The organism is Shewanella mytili (assembly GCF_046765975.1).
Taxonomy (GTDB): domain Bacteria; phylum Pseudomonadota; class Gammaproteobacteria; order Enterobacterales; family Shewanellaceae; genus Shewanella; species Shewanella mytili.
In genome coordinates, this window is sequence record NZ_JBKOUD010000003.1 from 222,959 (window position 1) to 247,390 (window position 24,432).

21 protein-coding genes are annotated in these 24,432 nt (G+C 52.1%); 6 read left to right on the plus strand and 15 right to left on the minus strand.

Translation table 11 applies throughout. The features are described from left to right. Positions 1–230 precede the first annotated feature (230 nt). Entirely contained in the window at positions 231–812 is a 582-nt protein-coding gene (locus ACIDEJ_RS05350) for an outer membrane beta-barrel protein (protein WP_411987053.1), read from the plus strand. 93 nt (positions 813–905) lie between these two features. Here the strand turns inward: ACIDEJ_RS05350 and ACIDEJ_RS05355 are convergent, their stop codons facing one another. Further along, a complete protein-coding gene (locus ACIDEJ_RS05355; protein ID WP_411987054.1) occupies positions 906–1,637 on the minus strand; it encodes a DUF445 family protein in 732 nt (243 codons plus the stop codon). A gap of 186 nt (positions 1,638–1,823) precedes the next feature. Between ACIDEJ_RS05355 and ACIDEJ_RS05360 the strand changes: the two genes are divergently transcribed. After that, positions 1,824–4,880, plus strand: coding sequence for a DUF748 domain-containing protein (locus tag ACIDEJ_RS05360; protein WP_459382711.1), 3,057 nt, complete (start codon positions 1,824–1,826; stop codon positions 4,878–4,880). 521 nt (positions 4,881–5,401) lie between these two features. Here the strand turns inward: ACIDEJ_RS05360 and ACIDEJ_RS05365 are convergent. Continuing rightward, a complete protein-coding gene (locus tag ACIDEJ_RS05365) occupies positions 5,402–5,611 on the minus strand; it encodes a cold-shock protein (RefSeq protein ID WP_411987056.1) in 210 nt (69 codons plus the stop codon). A 235-nt stretch (positions 5,612–5,846) separates the two neighbouring features. Further along, complete coding sequence (rlmA, locus tag ACIDEJ_RS05370) at positions 5,847–6,650, minus strand: 23S rRNA (guanine(745)-N(1))-methyltransferase (RefSeq protein ID WP_411987057.1); 804 nt, start codon at positions 6,648–6,650, stop codon at positions 5,847–5,849. Between the two features lie 434 nt (positions 6,651–7,084). On the opposite strand from rlmA, the gene sbcB reads away from it, so the two are divergent. Next, positions 7,085–8,497: an exodeoxyribonuclease I gene (sbcB, locus tag ACIDEJ_RS05375; RefSeq protein ID WP_411987058.1), complete on the plus strand. Its 1,413-nt coding sequence runs from the start codon at positions 7,085–7,087 to the stop codon at positions 8,495–8,497. Between the two features lie 38 nt (positions 8,498–8,535). Next, complete coding sequence (gene cdd / locus ACIDEJ_RS05380) at positions 8,536–9,444, plus strand: cytidine deaminase (RefSeq protein ID WP_411987059.1); 909 nt, start codon at positions 8,536–8,538, stop codon at positions 9,442–9,444. A 164-nt stretch (positions 9,445–9,608) separates the two neighbouring features. Here the strand turns inward: cdd and ACIDEJ_RS05385 are convergent, their stop codons facing one another. From ACIDEJ_RS05385 to yceD, 10 genes are all read right to left on the minus strand, one after another. Continuing rightward, the gene (locus tag ACIDEJ_RS05385; protein WP_411987060.1) at positions 9,609–10,487 is read right to left on the minus strand and encodes an NAD(P)-dependent oxidoreductase; all 879 of its coding nucleotides are present in this window, start codon (positions 10,485–10,487) and stop codon (positions 9,609–9,611) included. Positions 10,488–10,604: 117 nt separating this feature from the next. Then, a complete protein-coding gene (locus ACIDEJ_RS05390; protein ID WP_411987061.1) occupies positions 10,605–11,084 on the minus strand; it encodes an acyl-CoA thioesterase in 480 nt (159 codons plus the stop codon). Between the two features lie 183 nt (positions 11,085–11,267). Beyond that, on the minus strand, positions 11,268–12,506 hold the full coding sequence (gene fabF / locus ACIDEJ_RS05395; protein ID WP_411987062.1) for a beta-ketoacyl-ACP synthase II: 1,239 nt from the start codon (positions 12,504–12,506) through the stop codon (positions 11,268–11,270). A 165-nt stretch (positions 12,507–12,671) separates the two neighbouring features. Further along, positions 12,672–12,905: an acyl carrier protein gene (gene acpP / locus ACIDEJ_RS05400; protein WP_006081231.1), complete on the minus strand. Its 234-nt coding sequence runs from the start codon at positions 12,903–12,905 to the stop codon at positions 12,672–12,674. Between the two features lie 161 nt (positions 12,906–13,066). After that, entirely contained in the window at positions 13,067–13,813 is a 747-nt protein-coding gene (gene fabG / locus ACIDEJ_RS05405) for a 3-oxoacyl-ACP reductase FabG (RefSeq protein WP_411987063.1), read from the minus strand. 11 nt (positions 13,814–13,824) lie between these two features. Continuing rightward, entirely contained in the window at positions 13,825–14,751 is a 927-nt protein-coding gene (fabD, locus tag ACIDEJ_RS05410) for an ACP S-malonyltransferase (RefSeq protein WP_411987064.1), read from the minus strand. Between the two features lie 97 nt (positions 14,752–14,848). Beyond that, entirely contained in the window at positions 14,849–15,808 is a 960-nt protein-coding gene (locus tag ACIDEJ_RS05415; RefSeq protein ID WP_411987065.1) for a beta-ketoacyl-ACP synthase III, read from the minus strand. 8 nt (positions 15,809–15,816) lie between these two features. After that, positions 15,817–16,845, minus strand: coding sequence for a phosphate acyltransferase PlsX (gene plsX / locus ACIDEJ_RS05420; RefSeq protein ID WP_411987066.1), 1,029 nt, complete (start codon positions 16,843–16,845; stop codon positions 15,817–15,819). Positions 16,846–16,860: 15 nt separating this feature from the next. Continuing rightward, a complete protein-coding gene (gene rpmF / locus ACIDEJ_RS05425) occupies positions 16,861–17,031 on the minus strand; it encodes a 50S ribosomal protein L32 (RefSeq protein ID WP_411987067.1) in 171 nt (56 codons plus the stop codon). Between the two features lie 16 nt (positions 17,032–17,047). Continuing rightward, positions 17,048–17,572 carry a 23S rRNA accumulation protein YceD gene (yceD, locus tag ACIDEJ_RS05430; RefSeq protein WP_411987068.1) on the minus strand — a complete coding sequence of 175 codons (525 nt, stop codon included), beginning with the start codon at positions 17,570–17,572 and terminating at the stop codon, positions 17,048–17,050. A 396-nt stretch (positions 17,573–17,968) separates the two neighbouring features. Here yceD and ACIDEJ_RS05435 point away from each other — a divergent pair, with 396 nt between their 5' ends. Further along, positions 17,969–18,583 carry a Maf family protein gene (locus ACIDEJ_RS05435; protein WP_411987069.1) on the plus strand — a complete coding sequence of 205 codons (615 nt, stop codon included), beginning with the start codon at positions 17,969–17,971 and terminating at the stop codon, positions 18,581–18,583. On the opposite strand, the gene ACIDEJ_RS05440 is transcribed toward ACIDEJ_RS05435, so the two are convergent. Next, the gene (locus ACIDEJ_RS05440; RefSeq protein ID WP_411987070.1) at positions 18,580–19,233 is read right to left on the minus strand and encodes an HAD-IA family hydrolase; all 654 of its coding nucleotides are present in this window, start codon (positions 19,231–19,233) and stop codon (positions 18,580–18,582) included. The two genes, ACIDEJ_RS05435 and ACIDEJ_RS05440, sit on opposite strands and share 4 nt — an antisense overlap. Before the next feature lie 31 nt (positions 19,234–19,264). Beyond that, the gene (gene rluC / locus ACIDEJ_RS05445) at positions 19,265–20,227 is read right to left on the minus strand and encodes a 23S rRNA pseudouridine(955/2504/2580) synthase RluC (protein ID WP_411987071.1); all 963 of its coding nucleotides are present in this window, start codon (positions 20,225–20,227) and stop codon (positions 19,265–19,267) included. 587 nt (positions 20,228–20,814) lie between these two features. On the opposite strand from rluC, the gene rne reads away from it, so the two are divergent. Continuing rightward, entirely contained in the window at positions 20,815–24,330 is a 3,516-nt protein-coding gene (gene rne / locus ACIDEJ_RS05450) for a ribonuclease E (RefSeq protein WP_411987072.1), read from the plus strand. Positions 24,331–24,432 lie beyond the last annotated feature (102 nt).

Here is a 24,432-nt window from a genome sequence, read left to right on the forward strand (position 1 = left end):
AATACAACCACAGGCATCCCGCCCCTTGGGGGTGCCTTCTTTTTTGTGCCGGCACTTTTTACCCTCAAAAAGGCAATGGGCATTCCCATCTGTCCTACACGTCCATCCTCGTGAAATAACGCCATCCCTTTAAAAAATAAGGCGATATAAAGACAGTCTGCACATTGTCAGCCAATGAAGCGTGTTAATATCTGCCGTTGTGAACAACGCATAAAAGATAAGGAATATTGATGAAGCGTACCCTTGTTACCATGCTGGTAGCCGCCAGCGGACTCACCCCTTTTGCCACCTTTGCCGATAACCAAGCGCCCACAGCAGCGCCGCGATTTTATCTGGCCGCCAACGTGGGGTATGGCACCAACCTTCCTGACGGACTGTCTGATAACCCTGCCGTTTATGGCCTGACTGCTGGCATGCCGCTGAATGACATTTGGGCGGTTGAGTCCAATTTCCATTATTGGGCAGGCAGTGCCGATTTTGCGATGGCTACCACGCGCACCGAGGTAGACCTGGATGTATATGCGGTGGACGTGGCCGCCAAAGCCTCTTATGAATTGATGCCCAATGTGCGCGGGTTCATCAAGGCAGGTTACAGTTATCTGCATGCCAATGTAACAGCGGATATTCAGGACATGACCGGCATATTGTCAGCAACCGATTCGGCATCTGATAGCACATACAAACCGGTGGCGAGCATTGGACTGCAGGCAAACTACGGCCGTTATTTCACCACACTGGCATATAACCACTTTTTTGCCGACGAACCCTATAAGCTCAATGCCGTCACCATTGGCGTGGGTTACACGTTCTGATAGTGATGTACATATTGGGTTGGGCAAAACGCTGAAGGCCAGCCCGTTTTGCCCATCTACCCGGTAACGACGCTACGTTTAATGGCGTTGCGCTTAATAAAGCAGGCCGTTTAACAAACCAATCAGGCCGCCGAAAACGCCGCCCCATACTACCAGCCAGCCAAGGTGGCGACGGATCATCTTTTGCACCATGTCTTTCACCATCTTAGGCGTGAGCTCCTGCAAACGTTGCTCCACAATCTGCTGGATTTGGGTGCGCATGTCCGCCATGACGCCCGGTTTTTCCAGTTCCTGGCGTAGCAATTCATTAAACGCTTCACTGTCGGCAATCTCCTGCAATGATTGCTGCATCTTTTCGATAAAGGGCTGTTTCATCGGCATTAATGCTTCCTGGCCGCCAAACATGGCCAGCATGTTGCCAAATGAAGACTGGGCCACCGTGGCCACCAGGGCATCAAATGCAGGCGCCAGATCCAGTTTTCCCAACAGATGGCTCACATCCAGAATGGGCGCGGCGCTGTTTCGGGCCAGAAACTTGTCGATGTTCTGCTCCGTAAAAAACTGCTCCATCATCAAATTGGCAATGGCCTGCTTGAAGGCCTCAAAACGTAACGGGATCACGCCTGAGCCATAAAGCCCAGGCACTTTTTCAAATAGCATATACACCGCCAGCCAGTTGGTGACGGCGCCAGACAGGGCAAACACCCCCACGTTCCACACAAGATGATTTTCGCTGACAATCCCTGCCACCACTAACGCCAGCGCCAGCACATTGGTAATGGCGCTGGCGTTCCATTGACAGGCTTTTGCATGTTCCCGCTTCAAGGTTGACACTCCTACACAAAAAATTCCGCTAATGTTAACAAACAGCCCCACCCGCTTAAAAGTGCCATAGTTAAGGAAATGATACAGGCAACGCCATCCTAATGGATGAAGTGACATACCACTGTGACACTAAACACCGTAAAATGTGAGGGTCACATCTTCATTTAGCTCAATCAGGGAACGTCCATGATATTGTCCAGGTTTAAAGGAATAACAGTTGCATACAAAAGTGCCCCGAAACCCGTGAAAATCGCGTGCTGGTTAACGGGAGGCTATCTGCTTTACGCCTTACTGCTCGGGTTGCTCGTCCCCGCGGTGGCCCGTTCAGTATTACCGGAAAAGCTGACCCAGCTGTTGGGGCGGCAAGTCACCTTGCAGCAACTGCATATCAATCCTTTTTTGCTGCGCCTGCAACTGGATGGTGTTGCCATTGCCGGCAAGGGTGATTCTCCCCAGCTGTCGCTGACCCATGCCGACACCCAATTCAATCTGTGGCAATCACTCTTCCAGCAAGCCTGGTGTATCAACCATCTGACCTTAAACGGACTGGATATCACGCTCACCCGCCAGGCAGACGCCAACGGCAATATCGGCTTTGATATTGATGACATCCTCTCCCGTTTGCAAAGCCCGGCCACCGCGCCGGAGCCAGAGCCTACGGCAGCGCCCTTGGCCGATGTTCGCCTGGGAAACCTGACCCTCAGCCAAAGCAATGTGCAATTTACCGACAGTACCAGCAACACCCAGCTGCATTACCGTGACATTGCCTTGAACCTGGCCAATTTTGCCAGCCATGCCCAAGCCGACAATAAACAGACTGCCGAAATGCAGGTGAACCATTATCAACTGTCATTTACCGGCAAGGACAATGGCACATTTACCAGCGAAGGCCAGTTACTGCTGGCACCGTTGCAAGTTGATGGCGACCTGCAGCTTGACAATATTACGCTGGCGCCGTTTTGGGGTTATGTACAACCCTTGCTGCAGGCACAACTCCATGAAGGCAAAATCAATTTCCAAAGCCATTTTGTCTTGACCCAGCCCTCCCAACAGCCCCTGAATTACATGCTGGATAACGGCCAATTAACCCTTCACCAGCTGCAATTTACCGATGGTAAAACCCCGGTGCTTACATTGCCCAAACTGGCCTTGGAGTCCATCACCTTAAATGGCGCCCAGCAACGGTTGGCCGTACAAACGTTGTCCCTTGACGGCTTGTGGCTCAATAGCCGTTTTGACAAGCAAGGCTTGGCACTGGCCCAACTGTTCACCCCCAAAGATGCCCATGACAATGCGGGCAACACCGATAATGCCAGTGCTGAAAATCCCCCTAAAGCGTCATGGCACGTGGCACTGACACAACTGCAATTGCACAATGCTGATATCAATCTGCTGGAGCAGCAACTCACGAGCGGTGTTAACTGGCGGATACATCCCCTGAGCATCACCACCGGTGCCATTGACAGTGAACTCTCCGCCCCCTTGGATTATCAACTGTCTTTGGCCATTAGCTCGCCCGCTACAGGTGCAGCCGATAACCCGCGCGGCCATATCAGCAGCCAGGGCAGCATTGATCTTAATGCCAAGCAAGCCCAAGGGCAGTTAACCCTGGACAGCCTGCAACTGGCCCAATTCCAGCCTTATCTCCAACAGTATCTGAATATTGAGCTACCAGAAGGGCAACTCAGTACCGGCGGGGAATTCACTGCCAATGCCGCAGGACAGGCCCGTTACCAGGGAGATCTGCGCGTTGCCGGGTTGGAAATCAAGGATAAGAAACTCCACCAGCCACTGCTGAAATGGCAGCAACTGGCTATCGACTCGGTCACGTTTGATGCGGAAAAAAGGCAACTGCTCATTGGCCATGTGATGCTGGAGCAACCTTATGCCAAAGTCACCATTAATGAAGACCGCAGCACCAATATCGGCCAGTTGCTCATTGCCAGCGACGCTCCGGCCACCACTAAAACGCCACTGCCAACCGACCATCAGACGCAGGCAGCAACAGCTGCTGCACCGTTTCAGGTTTCTGTGGCCAGCGTGGTTCTTAACCACGGCTCCGCATTTTTTGCCGATAATTCGCTCATACCCAACTTCGCAACCGGCATAGAGCAATTGCAAGGGAAAATCAGCAGCCTGTCATCAGTGCCCGGCACCAAGGCCTCGGTGGATATCAGCGGCAAAATTGACCGTTATGCCCCCATGTCCCTCAAGGGCGAAATCAACCCCTTGCTGACCCAGCCCTATCTGGATTTGGACTTGTTATTCAAGAGTGTTGAGCTTACCAGCGTGAACCCCTACTCCGGCACTTACGCGGGCTACTACATCGACAAGGGACAATTAACCCTGTCACTTAACTATTTGCTGGAAAATAACCAACTCAAAGGCAACAACCATGTGGTGATTGATCAGTTGCAGCTTGGCAAACCCACAGAATCGGAGCTGGCCACCAGTTTGCCGGTCACCCTGGCCATCGCCCTGTTGCAAGACAGGCACGGCGTGATTGACTTGGGGCTGCCCGTTTCCGGTGATTTGGACAATCCGGATTTCAGTTTCGGCGGCATCATCCTGACCGCCCTGACCAATGTGATCACCAAGGCCGTCACGGCGCCCTTCTCCTTCCTGGCAAGCCTGCTGGACAGTGATGAAGAGTTAAATCTGGTGGCATTTGAAGCGGGCTCGGCCACCCTTTCCGCCGCGGAGCAGGAAAAACTCAAAAAGCTCGCCAATGCCCTTAATGAGCGCCCCAAACTGACATTGAGCATCCAGGCCTCCGTTGCCCCGCAACAAGACAGCCATGTACTGGCCGAGCAACGATTACAGCAGCAATTATTGCAGCAAAGCGGTTTGGAAAGCCTGCCAGAGAGTTTCAGCGCCAGTCGCATACCGGCCACAGGAAAACTCACGGACGCCCTGCTCACCCTGTACCAACAACACTTTCAGCAAGCCCCAGACACCCAAAAAGCCCTTGCTGAAAAAGCCGCAACCGATGACAAGGGCCAGGTCGACCAGCAAAAACTGCTCACCCTCTGGCACATTGGCTTATATAACCAACTGCTCAATGCCCAGGAGATCACCGATGCCGATTTGGGCAATTTGGCCCAACACCGCAGCCAAGCGGTAAAAGCCTTCTTGGTGGAAGCCGCCGCAGTGGCGCCGGAGCGGGTATTTTTGCTGGACAGCAAAACCAAACTCGACAAGCATGAAGCGCAAGCACAGCTGACCCTGGATGCCCACGGATAACCGGAAGTCCACATCCCAGCCGGAGTTTACATTGTGGCTCCGGCTGGAACCTCCCTTATTGGCCAGCAATTCCCCCTACCAACGCTTTTCATGAGCTTTCGCCTGTACGCCATGACAAACAGACAAAAAGAGAGCAGATGCAAACATCCGTTATGAAAAACATAACAAAAGTGAAGATCTACTGATAAATAAATTAATGAGGAACAATAAGACAATATAAAATTCAGGCATGAGAAAAATACATAAAAAAACGATGCCCAATAAAAGAGTGCAACTTATTGCTGGGAAATAAATTTTTGAGATATACGGCGCAAAATTTTAATAGGCAGGATTAAAAAATTTTTTAAAACTTAATCAAATTAATTTTAAATTAATATTAGGTTGACTGATGTATTAAAAACAACCTGAACACTGCAGTGATAAAAACAAAATAAATGCTAATAAGTTTCAAAACATAAATTTTAAGCATAAAAAACGCGGCTCAAATGCCGCGTTTTTTCGAATTATCTAAAAAAGATAAATTAGCCGATTACACTTACGTTTTCGGCCTGTGGACCTTTCTGGCCCTGGGTAACGGTGAATGAAACTTTCTGACCTTCATCCAGAGTTTTGAAACCGTCTGAGTTAATAGCACGGAAGTGAACAAATACATCTGGACCAGATTCCTGAGCGATGAAGCCGAAACCTTTGTCAGCGTTAAACCATTTAACAACACCAGTTACTTGAGACATACTCTTAATCCTGTAACAAAAACAATACTAAGCCTTTACGGCGGTGGAGCTGAAAATGCCGGTATTATTTATGCTTACAGGACGAACAAGTCGTTTTGAACACATAAAAATAAGCCCAACTTTCAAGCCTCCTTGACTATAAATCATTCCATAGATAAGTCAACTGACTTCGCTTACAGGACATTAAAATCTGCGTAATTAGCCATGTTTTACATTTTTCAATACGACTTTCCGCTTATAATTGTCGCTGAAACACTTCGATGGAAAAATCCAGTTCACAATTTACACCCTGTTGTTGCAACTGTTGTTTTTGCTCCGGCGTAAATTTCCAGGCATAAGGGGTCATTTGTAAAAAGCTGCTGCTGATTTCGCCTGCCGGCAGTTGCAATTGCCATTGCAAACGCTCCTGATGCACCAATGAAAAACCACTTAGCTGACCACTACTTAAAGGATGTTCTCTAGGTTGCTGGTAAATGATTTGCTTCAGGGCGTAATGATGCATCGGCCCTGCCGTCACACTGATATAGTAGCCCCCGTTACGGCACACCCGCTGCAACTCCTCGGCAGCGCCGGGCGCAAAAATCTTCAACATCAAATCAAAGCTGCCACTAGCAAATGGCATGTCGTAGGCGCTGGCGACACAAAACCGCAGCTGAGGGTACCGTTTGGCTGCATAACGCACTGCCGTCTTGGAAATGTCCATTCCTTGTAAACTTCCGTTTACAGCCTGTTGGAGCCGCTGACTGTAGTATCCTTCACCGCAACCAACATCCAGGGTGGATGGCGCCTGTAACCCAAGTCCGGCGGCCAGGACATTGATCCTGTCGCTCAGCGGCTGGTAAAAGCCTGCCTGCAGAAAAGTACGCCGGGCAGCCATCATCTGCTGGTTATCCCCCGGGTCACGGGAATGTTTTTTATTCACCGGCAGCAAGTTCACATAGCCCTCTTTGGCAATATCAAAACAATGCTGCTGCGGGCAACGCCATTGACGCTTGTCCAGCACTAACGCCTCGCGGCATATGGGGCATTCATAACTCATTTAATGTTCTCTTGTAGTACAACCATTGCGCGCCGAAAATTCGTGGCGAACAGCCCAAAGCCGTGGCTTAGTGGAATCTTCGTGATTTGCGCCGCTATTCTAATGGCAAGAATGACCTAAATCATCCGTTTCAGTAACATTAACGGTGCCCATCTGGCATTTACCCAACCCCCTCGGTCTGCCAGAAAACCTTCAAAGAACCCCGTTACCCCATCAACAAAAGCTATCCACGGTCAGGCGTGATATCCTTAACCCCTTGTGACTACCAGCCATAACATATGACGCGAAAGCTGTGACTGAAAGAGGCATGTGCATCAAAATGCACGGCACCGATAAAGCGCAAACGAAAGCTGATACCGGGAAATAGCAGCACTATTAACGAAATAAAATCAATAATCATAAATAGTTAGCAAACACCAAGGATTAAAATCGCAATGAAAGATAACAGACCCGCCACTATATACTGGCACGATTATGAAACATTCGGGGCCAATCCCGCCAAAGACAGACCCGCTCAATTTGCCGGGATCCGCACCGATCTTGAGCTCAATATCGTGGGTGAGCCGGATACCTTTTACTGCCGCCTGGCACCGGATTATTTACCCGAGCCGGAAGCCATTCTCATCACCGGGATCACGCCGCAAACGGTCAATAACCAGGGGCTGGTTGAAGCGGAGTTCATGGGACGTATCAACGAGATTTTCAGTACCCCCAATACCTGTGTGGCAGGTTATAACTCGCTGCGCTTTGATGATGAAGTGACCCGTTTCGGTTTTTACCGCAATTTTATTGATCCTTATGCCCGGGAATGGCGCAACGGTAACTCCCGCTGGGATATCATCGATTTGGTACGTGCCTGCTATGCGTTGCGTCCCGATGGCATTGTCTGGCCCGAACGGGAAGATGGCAGCCCCAGCTTCAAGCTGGAGCACCTTACCCAAGCCAATGACCTGAGCCATGAAAAGGCCCATGACGCCATGTCGGATGTTTATGCCACCATCGCCCTCGCCCGCTTGATCCGGGAACAGCAGCCACGCTTGTTCCAGTACTACTTCGATCTGCGCAAAAAACAAACCGTGGCGGATCAGATAGACGTTCTCAATATGGCACCCAAGGTGCACGTAAGCTCCAAAATTCCCGCCAGCCAGGGCTGCACGACCTTGATAGCGCCAGTGGCGTATCATCCGGTCAATCGCAATGCGGTGATCTGCATTAACCTGAACATGGATATCAGCCCGCTGCTCACCCTTGATGTGGAAACCATCCATCAACGCATGTACACCCCAAGGGCAGATCTGGCCGCTGATGAACTGCCAATTCCCGTCAAGCTCATCCACCTGAACAAATGCCCGTTTATTGCACCGGCAAAAACCCTCAACGATGAACGCGCATCAACGCTTGGGATTGACAAAGAGTTTGCAAGGGAACAGTTCCGTTTGCTGCGCAGCTCACCGGAAATCCGGCAAAAACTGGTGGCGTTATATGAGATTGACCATCATCCCCAGCATACTGACCCGGATGTCATGTTATACAGCGGCGGTTTTTTCTCAGATGCAGACAAAAACAAGATGGAGATAGTCCGCCATACGGCGCCGCAAAACCTGGCGGCATTGGCATTGCAATTTGATGACGCCAGATTACCGGAGATGCTGTTTCGTTACCGGGCCCGTAATTACCCGGCATTGCTGGACTATCAGGAAAGCCTGCAATGGCGTGAGTTTTGTCAGCAGCGGCTCAACGATCCCGACTATGTGTTAAGGCTGGAAAACCTGTTGGAAGAAACTGCTGCAAATGACAGCAAACAGCAGTTGCTAAAAGCGCTGGTGCTTTACCTGCAATCACTTTAGCTGCATTATCCATCCCCTGAATATCATCGGAAAAGCTGATGCGAGAAAGATTTACGGCAGTACTGGAGCGTTTTCCCTCCAGTTTGCAACAGGCTCTGCAGCCTATGCTGGATAACCATTTTGCCGGTTGTTTTACCCCCCGGCAGTTATTGCAACTGCAACAGCAAAGCGCACTGGATGAATCATCCTTACTGTTTGCCTTGCTGCCGCTGGCCGCGGCCATGTCCCTGGCACCGGTCAGTGGCTTTCACGTGGGCGCCATTGTCAAAGGCGACAGCGGCACCGTATATCTGGGCACCAATATTGAGCTGCCGGGCAAAGCCTTGTGCCATGCGGTACACGCTGAACAAAACGCCATTAGCCGCGCCTGGTTGGCCGGTGAGCAGCGGCTTAGTGATATCTGGATTAATGCCAGTCCTTGCGGCCATTGCCGACAGTTTATGAATGAACTTGTGGCCGGTGACGCCATCAACATTCACCTGCCGGGACAAGCATCAGCGCCGCTGCATCATTATCTGCCTTATGGCTTTAGTCCGGCCGATTTGGGCATTAAGCAGCCACTGCTCGCCACACGGCACATTGAGCTTAGCTGTGACGCAAGCCATGATGCCGTGATACAGCAAGCCCTCTTCCATGCCAGTCACAGCTATGCCCCCTACAGCCAGTGTTACTGCGCCGTTGTGCTGCAAACCCGTGACGGGGCGATTTTTGGTGGCCGTTATGCCGAAAATGCCGCATTCAATCCATCCATGATGCCGATGCAGATGGCATTGGCAAATCTCAACGGCCACAACCGGGCATTAAAAGAGATTTCCCGGGCGGTGCTGCTGGCGTCATCTGCCGGCAAGATATCACTGCAGGATGTGAGTGCTGAAGCCTTACGGGCAGTGACGGATGTTGCGCTGGAATATGTCACGGCTACACCGGTGCCAACGCCATCGATTTAAGTGCCCAAGACGGAAACCGCTTACGCGCTTTTTTATGCGCCTATATGGCAATAAGGCCGCTATCATGGCGGCCTTTGGCAATGGTTCTCCCGGCAAATGTATATGAAGCACCGTCATCCGTAACCTCCTCACGGACTCACGGACAGCAGCCCTCCATATTGCCGTTACTTGGATTGCAGTTTACGCTGACGAGCCATCAGGCTTGAGGTATCCCAGCGGTTACCGCCCATGGCTTGCACTTCGGCATAAAACTGATCCACCAATGCCGTCAGCGGTAAGCTGGCACCATTGCGGCGCGCTTCATTAAGTGCAATATTCAAGTCCTTGCGCATCCAGTCCACCGCAAAACCAAACTCGTACTGTCCTTGCAGCATGGTTTTATAGCGGTTTTCCATCTGCCAGCTCTGAGCTGCGCCCTTGCTGATAACCTCAACCACCTTTTCACCATTCAAACCGGCGTTTTCGGCAAAACTGAGGGCTTCAGCCAGCCCTTGCACTACCCCGGCAATACAGATTTGGTTCACCATTTTGGTCAGTTGCCCGGCGCCGACAGGGCCCATTAATTCCGCGCTGCGCGCATAAGCGGCAATCACCGGCTTAACGGCGGCAAAAATATCGGCATCGCCACCCACCATGACGGTCAGCACGCCGTTTTCAGCCCCTGCTTGTCCGCCGGAAACCGGCGCATCAAGAAATGCCACGGAGTGTGCGGATAACGCAGCGGCAATCTCCCTGGCAGCATCGGCGGATGCCGTGGTGTGATCCACCAATATGGCACCTGCTGCCATGCCATGCAGGGCACCATCCGTGCCTAATATCACCTGTCGCAGATCATCATCATTCCCCACGCAGACAAATACCATATCTTGCCCGATTGCCGCTTCTTTGGGGGTGGCGCAAGCGCATCCGCCATATTCCTTGACCCACGCCTGCGCTTTGGCCTGAGTCCGGTTGTAAACCGTTACTTCATGCCCCTGTTGGCGTAAGTGACCGGCCATGGGATAGCCCATCACCCCCAAACCCAAAAATGCAACTTTGGCCATTAGACTTCCTTATTTTTGATTTGCAGAATCTGATACATCATCACCCATACAAAGGCGACCGCGCATACGTTGCCAGCCCCCCTATTCAGCATACGGCGCCTGACAATACGCCCCCCGTCAAGGATGAATATGCGCTTCCATTTCGGCCCCGATTTTTTTGCGCATTTCCATCAAGGTTACCGCTGAATCACGCAGCTCAATGTCCCGCTGGGTTTGGGGTATCCATTCCGGTACCGGAGTCGGGTGTCCCTGCTCATCCACCGCCACCATGATCACGATGCAGTGGGTGGTGGTCTGGCGTTCGCAGAATTTAGGATCGCAAGCTTTCACTTCCAGACCAATATGCATGGAGGTATGGCCGGTGTAAATCACTTTGGCACTGACCTCCACCATGTTGCCCACCAAAATGGGCTTGACGAAACGGATGCCGCCCGCATAGGCGGTAATACAGTACTTGCCACTCCATCCGGCCGCGCAGGCGTAGGCCGCCAAGTCAATCCACTTCATTACGGCGCCACCATGCACCTTGCCACCGAAATTCACATCCGTTGGCTCTGCCAGAAATCGCAGGGTTATCTCTCTGTCTGAACCTGCCATTATGACCTCACTGTATTGGTTGTTCTGATTAGAAACAGGAAATTGAGTGTATGCGAAAACACATACCTTAGAAAAGCGTTAATAAACACACACGATTTGGCTGGGGGATAAAGCACCATGCCATTTTGCCAAGCACATAAAAAAAGCGCCTTTAAGGCGCTCTTTTTCAAAGGATTACATCCGTCAAACCCTTTTTAGCAGCAACGAGCCATTGGTGCCGCCAAAACCAAACGAGTTACACAATGCGTAATCAAAGGTTGCCTGACGGGCTGTATGCGGCACAAAGTCCAAATCGCAGCCTTCATCAGGATTATCCAGGTTAATGGTTGGCGGAACCGCCTGTTCTTTCAAGGCCAGCGCCGTGAAAATGGCTTCTACCGCACCTGCGGCCCCCAAAAGGTGACCGGTCATGGATTTGGTGGAGCTCACCATCACTTTATGGGCGTGATCGCCAAACACCGACTTCACTGCCGAGGTTTCCGCTTTGTCACCGGCAGGTGTGGAGGTACCGTGAGCATTGATATAACCAATCTGCTCCAGTGCAATCGCTCCATCCTTAATGGCATTACGCATTGCCAGAGCCGCCCCGGCGCCATCAGCTGGTGGAGAAGTCATGTGAAACGCATCGCCGCTCATGCCAAAACCGTTGATTTCAGCATAAATTTTTGCACCACGGGCTTTGGCGTGTTCATACTCTTCCAACACCATAATACCGGCACCATCACCGATGACAAAACCATCCCGGTCTTTATCCCAAGGACGGCTGGCAGCAGTGGGGTCATCGTTGCGGGTGGACAGCGCCTTGGCTGCAGAGAAGCCCCCCACACCCAAAGGACAGGTCACATCTTCTGCACCGCCAGCCACCATGACATCCGCATCGCCATAGGCAATGGTACGGGCAGCAAAACCGATGTTGTGCACCCCGGTGGTACATGCGGTGGTCAGGGCAAAATTGGGGCCGGTCATGCCGTATTTGATGGACAGATGTCCGGCAATCATGTTGATGATGGTACTAGGCACAAAGAAGGGGGAAATCTTGCGTGGGCCACCATTCAAGTAAGCGGCATGGTTATGTTCAATCAGCCACATGCCCCCCATGCCGGCACCCACAGCGGTGCCCACTCTGGTAGGGTCTTCCTGCGCCATGTCCAAACCGGAGTCTTCCACGGCCTGAATGCCCGCAGCCATGCCGTACTGAATGAACAGATCCATTTTCCGGGCATCTTTTTTGGAGATGTATTGCTCGGCATCAAAATCTTTGACTGAACCACTGATGCGGGTAGCAAATGCACTGGCATCAAATTTGGTGATGGGGGCAATGCCACTTTGTCCGGCCAACAGCGCCTGCCAGCTGCTGTCAACGGTATTACCCACAGGTGTTACCAGCCCAAGGCCGGTAATGACGACTCGACGTTTTGTCACGGTAATCACCTTTGTTTAGCGAATGGGTTGAAGAAAGAAGTGTGCTTTTACACCGTTAAACTCATTTTTTTGCCAAGGGTCATGTTTTATGAAGGCTTAATGAGTCAACCAAGGGTGTAAACAAAAACAGGCGGCATATTGCCGCCTGTTTTCAGGAATTCAGTATTACTGATTCTTGGAAACGTAATCAATTGCTGCCTGAACAGTAGTGATTTTTTCAGCTTCTTCATCAGGAATTTCGGTATCAAACTCTTCTTCCAGAGCCATAACCAATTCAACGGTGTCCAGAGAATCTGCACCGAGATCGTCAACAAAAGAAGCTGCTGGCTTAACGTCTTCTTCTTTAACGCCCAGTTGCTCTACAATGATTTTCTTCACACGTTCTTCGATGTTGCTCATTAGTTTTCTTTCCTATTCAAATTACGCACTTGCGTAAGATTGCGAGTAGTTTATTAGATTCGACCAACATTGCAAGCCCCGTTTTCGTGGTCTAACCACGATTTAAGGCTCCAATTATTGCAGATCACCATCTAATTGACGACAGATCCCTGCAATCACCATTAAACCATATACATGCCACCGTTCACATGCAAGGTTTCCCCTGTAATGTATGCGGCGGCATCTGAAGCCAAAAACAGCACGGCATTGGCGATTTCTTGGGCCTGTCCCAAACGCTCCATCGGAACTTGGGACATGATGGCTTGTTGCTGTTCTTCGGTCAGCTCATCTGTCATATCCGTCTGGATAAAACCGGGCGCAACAGCATTAACAGTGATTTGACGGGAAGCCACTTCTTTGGCAAGAGACTTGGTAAACCCAATCAAACCGGCTTTGGCCGCTGCATAATTAACCTGACCAGCATTACCCATGGTACCAACAACAGAACCAATGTTGATGATCCGTCCATGGCGTTTTTTCATCATTGCCCGCAAAACAGGCTTGGACAACCGGAAAAGCGATGTGAGGTTGGTATCCATGATGGATTGCCATTCTTCATCTTTCATCCGCATTAACAAGTTATCACGGGTGATCCCAGCGTTGTTCACCAGAATATCAATATCTCCGGCTTTTTCTTTGATCGACGCAAATAAATCGGCAACAGATTGTGGATCTGTGACATTCAGCACTAAACCGTAACCGTTATCGCCCAAATAAGTGTCAATTGCAGCGGCCCCGTTGGCACTGGTGGCCGTACCAATAACGGTGGCGCCCGCCTCAACCAGGGTGGTGGCAATGGCTTTGCCAATGCCCCGGCTGGCACCGGTCACCAATGCCACTTTGCCGGATAAATCCATCGCGATGCTCATGAAAGCTCCTATTATTCGGTTAATGCTGCAAGGGCAGCTGCAGTATTCACTGCCTGGGCAGTCAATGATTTATTGATACGCTTGGTAAGCCCGGTCAGCACTTTGCCCGGCCCCATTTCCAGTAGCTGAGTCACACCATCCGCTGCCATTTTCTCAACGGTTTCCGTCCAGCGAACCGGACTGTGGAGCTGGCGTACCAACGCGTCTTTAATTGCCTCTACATCTTGAGGGCAAGCCACATCCACGTTATTAATCACGTGGATTGCTGGCATTGAGAATTCAATCTCTGCCAAGGCTGCGGCCAGTTTTTCCGCTGCAGGCTGCATCAAGGCACAGTGAGACGGCACGCTGACAGGCAAAGCCACGGCCATTTTGGCGCCAGCAGCTTTGCACGCCGCTGCCGCACGTTCAACCGCGGCTTTTTCACCCGCAATCACCACCTGCCCCGGGCTGTTGAAATTCACGGGGCTAACCACCTCACCCTGGGCAGATTCCTGGCAAACATTGGCGATGGTGTCATTATCAAGGCCAATAATCGCAAACATGGCGCCACTACCGGCAGGTACGGCTTGCTGCATTAACCGTCCGCGCAGCTCCACCAACTTCACGGCGTCTTTAAACGCCAGCACTCCGGCACATACCAGGGCTGAATATTCCCCCAAGCTGTGCCCGGCCATTACGGTTGGCAAGGTTTTGCCGCTGGCAGCATATGCCCGGTATAACGCGACGGATGCGGTTAACAAGGCTGGCTGGGTTTTATCGGTTTCATTCAAGGTTTCTGCAGGCCCTTGCTGCACCAATTGCCACAAATCGTAGCCCAGTACCTCACTGGCCTCGGCAAAGGTTTCTGCCACTATTGGGTATTGCTCTGGCAAGTCAGCCAACATTCCCACACTCTGGGAACCCTGTCCCGGGAAAACAAAAGCAATGCTGTTCATAATGATTAACCTTTTATGTAAGAAATCAGTTTGACGATATGACGCCCTGCCAGCCTTTGGCCATCAAGGCGTGCACGCGGCGTAAAACGCCAGGTGACTAAAAGCGAATTAATGCGCTGCCCCAGGCAAATCCTGCCCCAAAGGCTTCCAGCAATAACAGTTGCCCACGTTGGATACGACCATCCCGCACCGCTTCATCCAGTGCAAGCGGCACGGATGCGGCAGAGGTATTGCCGTGTTTATTCAAGGTAACGACAACTTTATCCATGGACAGGCTCAATTTGCGAGCAGTGGCAGTTATGATGCGCAAATTGGCCTGATGAGGCACCAGCCAATCGATATCGGCTTTATCCACCTGGTTAAGGCGCAATGTTTCAGTGACCACATGGGACAACTGGGTCACGGCCACCTTGAATACGTCATTGCCTTTCATGGTCATGAAGCCCACGGCCTCGGAGGATTCTCCGGCACGGGGCGGAAACGAGCACTTGAGCAAATCTCCTTGGCTGCCATCTGCATAAAGATGAGTGGCCACAATGCCAGGCTCATCACTGGCGCCCACCACGGCAGCGCCGGCGCCATCACCAAAAAGAATAATCGTGCCACGGTCTTCCGGCTGACAAAAGCGGGAGAGGACATCAGCACCAATGACCAGCACTTTTTTGGCGTTACCCGCTTTAACGAATTGATCCGCAATGGACAAAGCGTAAATGAAACCGGAACAAGCAGCGGCCACATCAAAGGCAGGTACTGGCGCAATGCCAAGACGGGCCTGGATTTCACAGGCAGCGGCGGGGAAAGCGTTGGCAGAACTGGTGGTGCCACATATGATCAAATCGATTTCACTGGCGTCAATGCCAGCCATCTCAATGGCTTTCACGGCGGCGTTGTATCCCATGGTCGCCACGGTTTCATCACCGGCGGCGATACGGCGCTCTGAAATACCTGTGCGTTCAACAATCCACTGGTCACTGGTTTCCACCATTTTTTCCAGATCCTGATTGCTACGCACCTGCGCCGGCAGATAACTGCCAGTGCCAAGAATTTTTGTATGCATAGGAGAAATCAGCTATTGATGTCTAAAAGTATCGACTCGAGACGCTGTTCTATCATCTCAGGCAGCCGACGTGTTGCTTCCGTTACTGCCAGGCCAATGGCCTGTAAAAATGCAGCTTCATCCGCATTGCCATGGCTCTTCACCACGATGCCGCGCAATCCTATCAGACTTGCGCCATTATAGTGGTCGGGGTTCATTTGCCGCAGAACGGACTGAATACTCGGCGCCAGCATTTTTGCCAGCAGGCGAATAAAAAATCCCCGGGTCAACCCCTGTTTGAGTTGGTGTAAAAGCAGCCGGGCAATGCCTTCGGAAGTTTTAAGGGTAATATTGCCCACAAAACCATCACACACTATCACATCCACATTACCATAGTAGATTTCATTGCCTTCAATAAAACCCTGGTAATTAATCTGCGGTGTATGGGTGAGTAACTGCGCTGTTTGCTGTACCTGCCCGGTCCCTTTAATCTCTTCACTGCCCACATTTAACAGGGCTACCGAAGGGTGCTGTTTTTTGGTGACCGCTTCACACAACACCGACCCCATCACCGCAAACTGGAACAGGGTTTCAGCATCGCAAGAGACATTGGCCCCCAAATCCAGCAGATATACCGGCTTGTGATTGATGGTGGGCAAGCAGCTCACTAACGCCGGCCGGTCAATACCGGTCAGGGTTTTCAGCACCACTTTGGCCATGGCCATCAAGGCACCGGTATTACCGGCACTGACGCAAGCATCCGCTTGGCGTTCTTTCACCAAATCCAGGGCAATACGCATGGAACTTTGTTTGCGGCAACGCAGGGCAAAAGCGGGTTTATCCCCCATCTCCACTTTTTCGGGAGCATGCTGGATGGAAATTCGGGCGGTTATCTCGCGGTTAAACGAAGATAATAAAGGCGTGATCTGGTTTTCATCGCCAACCAGGATCAGTTTGAGATGTGGATATATTCTGAGTGCCTGCACAGCGGCAGGCACCGTAATACGGGGGCCATGATCGCCACCCATAGCATCCAACGCAAGCGTCAGATCTGTCATAAGACAATCAACAAATTACTTGTTGACTACCTTTTTGCCGCGGTAGAAACCGTCAGCAGTGACATGATGACGACGATGAACTTCGCCGGTGGTTGCATCTACTGCCAGCTGAGCAGTGCTCAGAGCGTCATGTGAACGACGCATACCGCGTTTTGAACGGGATTTTTTGTTCTGTTGAACAGCCATTGATCTGTCTCCTGGATTACTTGCTCTTCAGTTTTTCTAACACTGCAAACGGATTTGGACGACCTTGCTGAGCGTCTTCAATCTCGCCGACGGCCATATCGTTGGAACCCACATGACATTCTGCAATGTCATGAGACGGTACCAATGGCACAGCCAGGATTAATTCATCTTCAATCATTGAATGAAGACGAACTTCGCCAATTTCATTACACTCAATAGGATCGTACGCTTCCGGGAGCTCATCGACTTCTGCCTGTGTCCGACAAGGACTAAAGCAAAATTCGACCGTAACCTCCGTGGTAAACAGCGTCATGCAGCGTTGACATAACAGAGTGAGCTCCGTCACAGCCTTCCCTTTCAGGTAGACTATCCCCTGTAAATCCACACCGCACTCAAGCGACACTGCCACATCGGAACAGTCGCCGGCACATAATTCGTTCAATCTTTTCAGCACTTTAGCCGATATCATCCCCTGATAACTCAGGCGACTGGTTGCAGCACGAATAGGATCGATTGAAACCGGTATCTTTACTGTTTGCATAAGCAGGCGCGCATCTTATAGTTTGGAGCCGACGGAGTCAAAGAAAAAATAGCGCCAGCATGAATAAATTCCCGTCGCATCGCCTTATCTTCCGCATACTCGAAATTGACGGGGACGAATTTTACTGCAAGGCATGGCTACTGTACAAGCCACTGCCGCATAAAATAAAAGCGATCAAATAACGGAAATTACCGCGCCCGTGGCGTTACGCAAACAGATACAATAGGCTAAAAGCGATGACAGCGGCAATTTCAAGCGTCAGAGCCACCGGAAACCGGCATGCCCGAAGCGAGAACGCCGGTTTAGCCCGCCGTTAACCATTATAGCGCTTTGCCCGTTACACCATGACTTACCCCGTATCAGCCGAGCTGATCATGCTGATCATTAAGGAGCACCGTGTCCCCTACATTTTCTGCCATCAAGCCTGCCATTCCCCTGGTGCTGGCTTCCACATCCGTCTCTCGTTACGCCTTGTTGCAAAAGTTGGGACTGGAATTTACAACCTGCGCACCTGACGTGGATGAAACCCCCATGCCGGGGGAATCGGCCCAGAGTCTGGTAAAACGCCTCGCCGTGAGTAAAGCCAAAGCCGGTGGCGCCAGTTTTCCTGGCGCGCTCAGCATCGGCTCAGATCAAGTGGCGGTCATTGATGGCCAGATCATGGGGAAACCCCTGACAGAAGAAAAAGCCCGGCAACAACTTGCCAGGGCCGCAGGGAAAAGCGTCACCTTTTATACGGCGCTGGCCTTGCACGATGGCCGCTGCGGCGATACCGAGGTGATACTGGTGCCCTTTACAGTGCATTTTCGCCAGCTGACAACGCAACAAATTGCCAATTATGTGGCTCGGGAGCAACCCCTTTATTGCGCAGGCAGTTTTATGTGTGAAGGTTTGGGCATTGCCCTTTTCAGCCGTCTGGAAGGTGATGACCCCAATGCCTTGATTGGCTTACCACTCATCGCCCTTACCCGCCTGTTGGCCAATAAGGGCATTGACGTGCTCGGGGCCTAAGGCTGCTGCAACCAAGGCAGCAAGGCTAAAGGTTCGTTGATGATTTGCTTTGGATGCTGGCTTTGCAGTTGCTCACGGCTGTGAGCCCCGTAACTGACGCCTACCGCCGCCACACCGGCGGCATGGGCCATCTGCATATCCAGCATGGAATCACCAATCATCAATGCCCGCGGGGCCGCCACACCGGTAACGGCCAATAGCTGCTGCAGCATGTCAGGATGGGGTTTACTGTGCGCCTCATCGGCGCAGCGGCTATGGCTGAAAAACGGCAGCAAGCCGGTTTGCGCCAAGGAGCGGTCTAATCCGGGACGGGATTTCCCGGTGGCAACGGCCAATTGATAATCCTGCTGCTGCAAGCTGCTCAGTAATTCAGGGATCCCCTGATATAACGGAATGGCGATATGGGCCTGCCGCTGGTAGTTGTCCCGGTAGCTTTGTTGCAGCAATGGATACTCGGTTTCGGGCCGGTCGGGAAACAAGGTCAGCATGGCCTGCTCCAGTGACATGCCGATAATATCCCGCAGCGCGGATTCTGGCGGTTGATGCAGGCCCATCTCGCGGGCAACATTCCGCAAACACCCTAAAATCCGGCCGATGGAGTCCATCAGGGTGCCGTCCCAGTCAAAAATGATCAGATCATAATTTTTCATCAGTGCCACTTCGTATGGATAGGTTGAAGGGTTACACCCGCGTCAGCTTGTTGAGCAGTTGTTGCAAGGCATCATCCAGCGGCGCTTGCACTTCGGTGGTCACTTCGCTGTCAGGATGGATGAAACGCAGCTGGGCTGCGTGCAAGAACAACCGCTGCAACCCTAATGCACGCATGCTGTCATCAAATTTCTGCTCGCTGTATTTTTCATCACAGGCAATGGGATGGCCGGTATACTGGCAATGCACACGGATCTGATGGGTGCGCCCGGTAAGCGGACTGGCCTTTACCAATGTGGCCCCATCATAACGCTGCATAATGCGAAAATGGGTTTCTGAAGGTTTCCCTTCGCTGTTTACCCGCACAATGCGCTCACCGGAAGGCAGCGTGATTTTCAGCAATGGCGCCTTGACCACCCGATCATGGCTTTGCCATTCTCCGCGTACCAAGGCCAGATAGTCTTTTTGCATCTGTTTGTTACGCAACTGGGCATGAAGATGACGCAAGGCACTGCGTTTTTTGGCCACCAGCAACACGCCGGAGGTTTCTTTATCCAGACGGTGCACCAACTCCATGAACTTCTGCTGCGGGCGCAATGAGCGCAACGCCTCAATCACACCGTAATCCACGCCACTGCCACCATGAACGGCAATGCCCGCTGGCTTATTGAGTACCAGGATATGCTTGTCTTCAAACAGAATGCGATCTTCAAGCTGAGACACCCGGTGCAGATTGGCAGACGGAGCCTGTCGGTGGTTGTCTTCACTCACCCTGACCGGCGGGATACGCACCACATCACCAATATTCAGTTTGTACTCCGGCTTAATCCGCCGTTTGTTCACCCGCACCTCACCTTTACGGATGATGCGGTAAATCATGCTTTTGGGTACGCCTTTAAGTTTTAACAACAGAAAATTGTCAACCCGCTGACAGACATTGTCTTCATCGATGGTCAGCAGTTGTACCTGTCGAATGGTGGATTCTTGATTGTTCATAGTACACGCGAGATAAAAGAAAGCGCCTCATTGTACATGATGTCTCGCTATTTGATTGCTCTAATTTTTCATTTCGGCTATATTTCAGCAGCGAACATTGACTTAACACCGCCCCCATGGGGATTCGGTTACTGTTCACTTTCTGGTCAACAGGAAGTTTGCCTTAGAAATTTTGGTAGCATCTCATTGATTTGCAGGCTGTTGTTAAAAGCATTGAATGACAAATAGGGCTTTTACAGTCAAACCAACAAAGAACAAGTATTTTAGGCTTTCTTCATTAAACGCCAGAGCACTTTAAAGAATTTTATTATTAACCAGTTATCAAACGATTACGTCTGAAATTGGCATTACTGGACGAAATGTAAAGAATTTATGGGGTTGGTTGATGTTTTACAACGAATTCCTTGTTTTTGTAATCATTGAAAATAAGCCATAAATAGGATGCGACACGCAGCGACTGCGTCTAACAGCAATGCGCACCTCCTCGCCTGGGACCCCTGCCGTGAGGCACAGGTATGAATAACCCAAGGCCCGTAATGCAGCGACAACGTGATGTTTGATGACCTATTGAGAAGAATAACGTCATCATGAAAAGGATGCTAATCAATGCAACTCAGTCTGAAGAGTTGCGTGTTGCTCTCGTAGACGGACAACAATTATATGATCTGGACATTGAAAGCCCCGGTCATGAACAGAAAAAAGCCAATATTTACAAAGGTAAAATCACCCGCGTAGAACCCTCCCTCGAAGCCGCATTTGTTGACTATGGCGCCGAACGCCATGGTTTTTTGCCGTTGAAAGAGATTGCCCGGGAATACTTCCCCAAAGGCTACTCCTTCCAGGGGCGCCCCAGCATCAAGGAAGTGGTCAGCGAAGGCCAGGAAGTCATTGTCCAGATTGATAAAGAGGAGCGCGGCAACAAAGGCGCGGCTCTGACCACCTTTATCAGCCTCGCCGGCTCCTATCTGGTGTTAATGCCCAATAATCCTCGTGCAGGCGGCATTTCCCGACGCATTGAGGGCGATGAACGTACCGAGCTCAAAGAAGCCATGTCAGAACTGGAAGTGCCCAATGGCATGGGGCTTATCGTTCGTACCGCAGGTGTGGGCAAAGCCGCTGCTGAGCTGCAATGGGACTTGAAAATCCTGCTGCAACACTGGGCTGCCATTCAGGAAGCGGCTGCCAGCCGTCCGTCACCATTTCTGATCCATCAGGAAAGTAACGTCATTGTACGGGCAATCCGCGATTATCTGCGCCGCGAAGTGGGTGAAATCCTTATCGATCACCCCAAAGTGTATGAACGCGCCAAAGAGCATGTTGCCTTGGTACGCCCAGATTTTGTGGAACGGGTGAAACTGTACAAAGCGGAAGTGCCGCTTTTTACCCATTACCAGATTGAGTCTCAAATCGAATCCGCCTTCCAGCGGGAAGTGCACTTGCCTTCCGGTGGTTCCATTGTTATCGACCCCACCGAAGCCCTGACCTCCATCGACATTAACTCCGCCCGAGCCACCAAAGGCGGTGATATTGAGGAAACCGCGCTTAACACCAACCTGGAAGCCGCCGATGAAATCGCCCGCCAGTTACGCTTGCGCGACTTGGGCGGATTGATTGTTATCGACTTCATTGACATGACCCCGGTACGCCACCAGCGTGAAGTGGAAAACCGCCTGCGCGATGCCGTGCAGCATGACCGGGCCCGCATCCAGTTGGCGCGCATCTCCCGCTTCGGCTTGATGGAAATGTCACGGCAACGGTTGCGTCCGTCACTGGAAGAATCTGCAGCACACATCTGCCCCCGTTGTCACGGCCAGGGCACTATCCGTGGCACCGAATCCTTGGCGCTGTCCATCTTGCGCCTGATTGAAGAAGAAGGGATTAAGGACAACACCACACAGATTGAAGCCATTGTGCCGGTAGATGTGGCGGCGTTCCTGCTGAATGAAAAACGCAAGGCCATCCGCATTACCGAAGAGCGTCACAAGGTTGAGGTGTACATCATTCCTGATCCCAACATGACCACCCCGGATTATCGGGTTGTGCGCCATCGCAGCGATGATGAAATAGATGAAGCCAGCTACAAACGGGTTGAAGCGGTAGAACCGCAGCTCTATGAGCCACGCAAACTGGAACGCGCTGCAGCGCCACAACCGGCCCTGAGCGGTTTTGCCACACCGGCAGCCCCCGTGATCACCACGCCGGCAAAAGCCGCCACCAGCAAGAGTGAGCCAAAAGCGGCACCGGCACAAAGCCAGCCTGGCTTGCTTGGCCGCCTGTTCAAGGCCCTGGCCAACATGTTTGCCGGCAGCGACACTGAAACCGCCGCCACGCCAGAAAAACCCAAAACGGCCAAACGTCCTGACAGCGACAACAAACGCCGTCAGCCTCGCAACAATGAACGCGGAGATCGCAACAACCGTCGGCGCAAGCCTACCGACAAGCCACAGCAAAGCGATGACAATGCCATTGCCGCTGATGACGCCAAAGCGAACAAGTCACGCCGTCCAGCCGCCGGGAAAAACACCCGCAACACTGACAAGGATGACAACCGCAAGAGCCGCGACACTAAAAACGAGCCAGCGCGCAAAACCGAGCCGAAAGCCGCTGAACCTAAACAGGAAGTGGTACGTGAACGCCGTCAACGCCGGGATCTGCGCCGCAAGGTGCGCATTGAAAAGCAGCCTGCAGATGAGCTTGAATTGCAGACTGCCGCTGATGACACCGCCGCTGTCGCCAACGTGGAAAAGACCGTGAGCCCACGTCAGGAAAATGCGACTCGCCGTAACCGTAAAGCCGAGGTTGCAGACACAGCGGCTGATGCCAAAAACGTTGCCACCATCGCGGAAGCAACCGCTGATAACGCAGCCAACGAGACTGCCGCTGACAAACGCCCGGCCGAACCGGCTAAAGCGCCAGTAGCGGCCAGCACCGCGCCGGCTAGCGACCTTGAGCCAGCCAGCACCCCTGAAGCAACCGGCACTGAGCAGCCCACAGAACCTGCCAAAGCGGATGCCGAAGATGATGGCAACAACAAACGGGACGGTCAGCGCCGTAGCCGTCGCAGTCCGCGGCACCTGCGTGCTGCAGGACAACGTCGCCGCCGTGATGACAGCAATAAAGACGCCATCGCCACTGAAGACAATGCTCAGGCCTTAGCGCCAGCAACCGTGCCGCAAGCAAGTGCTGAAACAAGTGCACAAGTGAGCACTGACGAGCGCCAAGCCGCTGACGAGAGCCAAGCAAAGGCACCGGTACAGCAGCAGATGAGCTTTGCAGAAAAACCTCAGGTTGAACACGCCGAAAAGCCTCAGGAGACTGATAGCGCCGCTGCGGCCCCGCAGTCTGAAACGGATGCGGCTGAAACTGCCACTACTGAAGCCGTGGCTGATGTCACTGCCCCAGCGATGGCCAATGCTGCAGCAGAAGTTGACAGCCAAGCCAAACACGAGGCAAAACCCCAGGCTACAGCCAACACTGACGCCCAGCAGCCACAAGCTCCGGCAAAGGCTGAAGCGGCACCAGAGGCAGCGCCTACCGAAAGCCCGGCGCCAACCCGCCAGGCAAGTGTTGAGGTGAAAGCTGTTACCAAAGAAGCTGTAGCCCCAACCCCCGCTGAAACTGACAAAGCGCCAGCCAAAGCAGCACCTGAGACCAAAGTAGCGGCTAAAGCGCCGGCAAAAACGGCTGCCAAACAGCCTGAAGCGGTTAAACAGCCAGTAACGGAGGTCACCGCAACGGCAGAGGTTGACAGCGAAGTGGCTCAGCTCACAGAAGCCGCAGCAGTGGTGCATGTGAACAGTGCAGCATCAGCACCAATGTCCAAGCCCGCTGCGGTTACGCCGAAAGCGATGAAGGCTGCGGCATCAGAAGTGGCAACCGCCAAGCCTCAGGCAAGTGTTGATGAAAGCGTGCAGGCAGAACCCGCTGCCAGCGCACCGGTAAGCCGCTTCAGCACCATGGTGGGTGCCAGCATGTCCAAGCCGCAGGTTGAGGCCCGCAACAAGGTTGACGTACCCCATGGTCATGAATATCAGGAGGCCGACATTGCCCCGAAACATGCCCAGGGTAATTCCGCCTCGTCCGCAATGGCAAAACCTCAGTAAAGTGAACTGTTAAGCTGAGCTTTCAATTAAAAGGCCACGTCCCGGGACGTGGCCTTTCTTTTTGAAGTTTCTCACACTTTTCCCCATCACCATTCTCTGTTA